Annotated in this window: 4 protein-coding genes; all 4 read right to left on the bottom strand. The window is 71.9% G+C overall.

Annotation, left to right across the window (positions count from 1 at the left end; genetic code table 11):
- Nucleotides 1-31: 31 nt before the first annotated feature.
- Entirely contained in the window at nucleotides 32-715 is a 684-nt protein-coding gene (locus tag AOK11_RS37095; RefSeq protein ID WP_055598021.1) for a response regulator, read from the bottom strand.
- Nucleotides 712-2,058, bottom strand: coding sequence for a sensor histidine kinase (locus AOK11_RS37090; RefSeq protein WP_079035320.1), 1,347 nt, complete (start codon nucleotides 2,056-2,058; stop codon nucleotides 712-714). The genes AOK11_RS37095 and AOK11_RS37090 overlap by 4 nt, the downstream gene beginning before the upstream one ends.
- 82 nt (nucleotides 2,059-2,140) lie before the next feature.
- The gene (locus AOK11_RS37085) at nucleotides 2,141-2,935 is read right to left on the bottom strand and encodes an ABC transporter permease (protein WP_055598020.1); all 795 of its coding nucleotides are present in this window, start codon (nucleotides 2,933-2,935) and stop codon (nucleotides 2,141-2,143) included.
- Entirely contained in the window at nucleotides 2,932-3,852 is a 921-nt protein-coding gene (locus AOK11_RS37080; protein WP_055598019.1) for an ATP-binding cassette domain-containing protein, read from the bottom strand. The genes AOK11_RS37085 and AOK11_RS37080 overlap by 4 nt, the downstream gene beginning before the upstream one ends.
- Between the last annotated feature and the right edge of the window lie 719 nt (nucleotides 3,853-4,571).

The following is a 4,571-nucleotide window of genomic DNA, read 5'->3' as shown; positions in this document are numbered from 1 at the left end:
GGCACGGGGCTTTCTGCGTTTCCCGTTGTGTTTATGACGGCTCCACCAGCTTTGTGTCGTAGGCCAGGATCACCGCCTGGATGCGGTCCCTCGAGCCCGTCTTCGCGAGGACGCGGCTGACGTGGGTCTTCACCGTCGATTCGGCGAGATGGAGGCGGGTGGCGATCTCCGTGTTGGTCCAGCCCTGGCCGATGACAGTGAGGATCTCGCGTTCCCGCTCGGTGAGGGTCTCCAGCCGGGGGTCGCCGTACGGGGTTGTGGGCGTGGAGGGGTCCTGGCGGGTGGACGTCGGCAAGTGGTGGGCATAGGCGTCCAGGAGACGGCGGGTCAGGCTGGGTGCGACGACCGCGTCGCCGGTGGCCACGGAGCGGATGCCGGAGAGGAGTTCCTCCGGCTGGGCGTCCTTGACGAGGAAGCCGGAAGCGCCGGCGCGGAGGCCTGCGTAGGCGTACTCGTCGAGGTCGAACGTCGTGAGGATGAGGACGCGGGTGCGGTCGCCGGCGGCGACGATGCGGCGGGTGGCCTCGATGCCGTCCATGCCGGGCATGCGGATGTCCATCAGGACGACGTCGGGGTGCAGTTCGGCTGTCATGCGGATCGCTTCGCTGCCGCCGGACGCCTCGCCGAGGACCGTCATGTCGTCCTGGCTCTCCAGCAGCATGCGGAAGCCGAAGCGCTGGAGGGGTTGGTCGTCGGCTATGAGGACGGTGGTCACTGCGGGGTTTCCTCCGGGAGGTGCAGGTGGACGCGCCAGCCCTGTTCGGGGTGGGGGCGTGGGCCGGCCTCAAGTGTGCCGCCGTACAGGGCGGTTCGCTCACGCATTCCCGGGAGGCCGCGGCCGTCTGCGGGAGTGCCCGTTCCGGCTGTGCCGGTGTCGGTGATCGTGGCCGCGACGGCGCCCTGGCCGCCGTAGGCGAGGGTGATCTCGGCGGTGGTGTTCGGGCCGGCGTGCTTGAGGGTGTTGGTGAGGGCTTCCTGGATGACGCGGTAGACGGTGAGCTGGCGGCCGGCGGGGAGGTCGGCCAGGCCTTCGACCGTGGTGTGGACGGGGAGGCCCGCGGCGCAGACGCCGTTGATGAGCTGCTCGAGGTCGGTGAGGGTGGGCTGGGGGGTCAGTTCGGCGGGGTGATGGCTGGTCTCGTCGTCCCGCAGGACGTTCAGGAGACGGCGGAGTTCGCTCATGGCCTGGCGGCTGGTGGTGCCGATGGCGTCCAGTGCCTGGGCGGCGCGTTCCGGTGACTTGGCGGCCGCGTACTTGCCGCCGTCGGCCAGGCCCGTGATGACGGAGAGGTTGTGGCCGATGATGTCGTGCATCTCGCGGGCGATACGGGCGCGTTCCGCGGCGGTGGCGAGCTGGGCCTGCTGGTCGCGTTCGATCTCGAGGCGGCGGGCCCGGTCCTCCAGGGCCTCCGTGTGGTTCTGCCGGGTGCGGACCGTGATGCCGATGAGGGCCACCACGACGACGGACGTCAGCTGCGAGCCGATCTGCTGACTCCAGCGGCCCTCCCCGTGGCGTGCCGCGGAGACCACGACCGGGGTGAGGACGAGGGCGGTCACCCACAACAGGTTGCGCAGCGGAAGGCGCAGGGCGATGTGGTAGATGACGACGAGTTGGAGGAGGGACGCCTGCAGGGCGGTGCCGGTCCATGCGTTGACGAAGGCGAACGGGGCCACAGCGAGCAGGGCCGCCGCGGGGTGCGTGCGCCGCCACAGGAGGGGCACGGAGAAGCCGACGCTGAGCGTCAGGAGGAGCCAGGCCGGCGTGTCGGGGTTGTGGGTGGTGGTGAGCCAGCCACCACCGAGGACGTCGATGAGGGCGGCGGTCACCCAGAAGCCGGTGATGTGCAGGTCCCACGGCAGTGGGTGGCGCCGGTCCCAGGCGCGCACCCGCCGGGTGACGCGTTGGACGTACTGGGTGAGGGGTTCCGCCGTGCGCTCGCCGGGGCGGTCACTCGCCACCTCACGGGTGCCCGCGCCTGTGCGTTCGTCCGTCCGCTTGTCCTCCGCCGTCTTTGTCGTCTCCGTGGTTCTCGTTGTTTCCGTCGCCACGCGGTCCATGGTGGTCGGTTCGTTCGCCGGGCGGAACAGTGAGCGGGACACAGAGTGGAACACCGGGCGGAACACGGCGGGCGCCACGGCGTCAGACGTCCCGGCGGCGCATGGTCACCGCCGCTGCCGCGAGGGAGGCCGCCGCCCACAGGGTCAGGGCGAGCAGTGCGGCGCCGGGTGTGGCCGCGCCCGGGCCGTGCTGGGCGGTGGTGAGGGACTCCAGGGCCTTGGCGGGGAAGTAGCGGACGGCGTCGTCGACGACGGCGTACGGGAGCATCCGCAGGACCTCCGGGACGATCATGACGAGGCCGATGTAGGCGCCGGTCGCGAGGGGGATCGAGCGGGCGACGGCGCCGAGTCCGAGGGCCATGACGGCGAGGAGGGTGAGGCCGGCCGCGTTGCCGACCAGGCCGCGCAGGACGCCCGCGTCGCCGAGGGCGGCCGCCTGGTCGGTGTCGGTGAGGAAGGACTGGGCCAGGGGGAAGGTGAGCAGGTTGGTCCACAGGCTGAGGACGAAGGCGATCGCGGCCAGTACGGCGGCCTTGGACCACAGGACGGGCAGGCGGCGGGGGACCGCGGTCATCGTGGCGCGGATCTGGCCGGTGGAGTACTCGCCCGCGGTGGCGAGGATGCCGAGGACGGCGAGGTTGATGGTGGCGAACTGGGTGCCGAGGAGGACGAAGACGACCGTGTCGAGGCCGCCTTCGCCACTGCCGTCGTAGGCGGCGCTGATGCCCGCGCCCATGCCGAGGGTCAGGACGGCGGTGGCGGCGAGGTTGATCCAGGTGGAGCGGAGCGTCCACAGCTTGTGCCATTCGGAGCGCAGGACGCGGTACGGGGTCACCCGGTATGCGGGGGCGACGGTGGCAGGGGCGGTGGTGGTCATGCTGCCGCTCCTTCCACGGTGGCGGTGTACTCGATCGTGTCGTGGGTGAGGTTCATGAAGGCCTCCTCGAGGGAGGCCGTGTTCGGGGTGAGTTCGTACAGGGGGATGCCGTGGGCCGCGGCGGTTCGGCCGATGTGTTCGGCGTCCGTGCCGCGCACGGTGAGGCTGCCGGGGGCGTCGGTGGTGAGGGTGACGCCGGGGGCGGCGAGGAGGCCGGCCAGGGCGGCGGCGTCCGGGCTGGCGACCTGGACTGTGCCCGTGCCGGACCGGCGGACGAAGTCGGTGACGGTGGTGTCGGCGAGGAGCCGGCCGCGCCCGATGATGACGAGGTGGTCGGCGGTGAGGGCCGTCTCGCTCATGAGGTGGGACGAGACGAGGACCGTACGGCCCTCCGCGGCCAGGGACTTGAGCAGGGTGCGGATCCACAGGACGCCCTCGGGGTCGAGGCCGTTGACCGGTTCGTCGAGGACGAGGGCGGCCGGGTCGCCGAGCAGCGCGGCGGCGATGCCGAGGCGCTGGCCCATGCCGAGGGAGAAGCCCTTGACCCGGCGGTGGGCGACCTCGGTGAGGCCGGTCCGGGCGAGGACGTGCTCGACGCGGCTCCGGGGGATGCCGTGGGTGTGGGCGAGGGCCTGGAGGTGGTGGTGGGCGGTGCGACCCGGGTGGACGGAGCGGGCCTCCAGCAACGCGCCGACCTCGGTGAGCGGCGCGGGGTGGGCGGCGTAGGAGCGGCCGGACACGGTGGCGTGGCCGCGGGTGGGGGCGTCCAGGCCGAGGATCATGCGCAGGGTGGTGGACTTGCCGGCGCCGTTCGGGCCGAGGAAGCCGGTGACGGTGCCGGGGCGGACGGTGAAGGACAGATCGGTGACGACGGTCCGGTCGCCGTAGCGTTTGGTGAGTTCCTGTGCCGTAATCATGCGTCGATGCTCGTCCGCGCAGGGGGTGGTGGGCGTCGGACCGCGGGCGGTATTCCGGGTGAGGGCGGTCGTACCCGGGTACTACGGTGGCCGGTACGGGCCATCACCGAAAGCGACCTGATCATGCCGGTCTCCGCGCCCCCGTTCCGGCTGCCCGAACCGGCGTCCTCGTGGGATACGCGCGTCAAGGAGTGGGCGCCCTGCGTCCGGCAAGCCGTCGACCGGGGCGAGGCGGCTGAGGGAACCGATGCCCACGAGGTGATCCGCGCTGTCTCCGCCCCCTCTGCCACGGCCTGCTGACCACCGGCGAGCGCCTCGCCGAGGCCGCCGCGGCCTCGGCTTGCACGGGAGCGTACCTGCGGGGGTGAAAGGGCCTTGCGTGACCGGCTTCTCGCATCCGTCGCCGAGGGCGGGGCACCGTGCGTGATCTGCGAGGGCGCCGTGGCTTCAGGTCCGTCGGCCTCGGCGGTGAGCCGGGCAATGGACTCGGCCCTGTTCTCGTACAGCTACCGCCAGGCGGCGTGTAGCGCTGAGTAACTACTTGGGGCTGCGGTCGCGCTGCTGGAGGGCGGCGAAGTCGGCGTGCGCCGTCTCGACGGCTCGGCTGGGCTGGCAGGGCTTCGTTGTCCGGATTTATGATGGGGTGCCCGGGCGGGTGCGTGAAAGCGGGGTGCCCGGGGTGGGATGTTACGGGGGGACCCCGGCCCGATTCCAGCGGG

This window comes from Streptomyces hirsutus, from assembly GCF_001418415.1.
Lineage (GTDB): Bacteria > Actinomycetota > Actinomycetes > Streptomycetales > Streptomycetaceae > Streptomyces > Streptomyces hirsutus.
The sequence above is the reverse complement of the archived record's forward strand: the minus strand, read 5'-3'. Positions and strand labels throughout refer to the sequence as shown.